An 803-nucleotide genomic window follows, 5' to 3' on the forward strand; every position below is an offset into this window, starting at 1 on the left:
CCCTACACATTTGATTCGTCGAAACTTTGTTCAGTTTTCAAAGATCTAATTCCGTACGTTAATCGCTTAACACAACTATTACATAATATCATTTCATCATTTCCTTGTCAACAACTTTATTTAATAAGTTGAATAACTATGCAAATGAATTTGAAACGTTATTACCATAACATAATCGTCAACGCCTCAATCAGTTGAATTGTTAACGCGACAAGAAATATCTTATCATTAGCGATTACTCATGTCAATAACTTTTTTGCTGTTTTGAATATTTATTCACTTACAACAATTTGAAATGAAACAATGTAAGTGCTAGCGGCTAGCTGTTTAACAGCAGTGCTCGCAGCGACAAGATATATATTATCAAGTATTAGTATGCAGGTCAACCCTTTATTCGAATTTATTTTGATAAATTCGTAAACGGCATTGTTTCACTCACACGAACACTCGTAAATAACTCGTGCAATTCACTGGCTAGAACAAACTCGAGCTCTTGACGATCAAACTTTGCACGTACCTGCCCGTCAACAGTTAGGTGGTCAAAGACAAAGACCGCAACTTTTTCATCATCCAGCTCAGCCATAATCGAATCATACAAGCGCAATTGGTCAACATCAATACCAATCGTATATCGCAAATCCCACAATACTGACGCTAAGGGCGAATGCCCTGCTCGTACTGGCAACTGATAAAAATTGTATCCATTAGTAGAATGCTTAACTAAAAAGTGCGACCCTTGCTGGTCATTATGAAGTGAACCCCCGAGATTGGACAACAATCTCGGGGGTTTTACTATGACTAAA

The 803-nt window shown here is 37.1% G+C and carries 1 protein-coding gene; it reads right to left on the reverse strand.

All coding sequences use genetic code 11. The annotated features are described in order from the left end of the window. Positions 1-400: 400 nt before the first annotated feature. Positions 401-796 carry a hypothetical protein gene (locus MMY95_RS15625; protein ID WP_241277826.1) on the reverse strand — a complete coding sequence of 132 codons (396 nt, stop codon included), beginning with the start codon at positions 794-796 and terminating at the stop codon, positions 401-403. Between the last annotated feature and the right edge of the window lie 7 nt (positions 797-803).

This window comes from Lactiplantibacillus sp. ME-2 (genome assembly GCF_022549155.1).
GTDB lineage: Bacteria > Bacillota > Bacilli > Lactobacillales > Lactobacillaceae > Lactiplantibacillus > Lactiplantibacillus plantarum.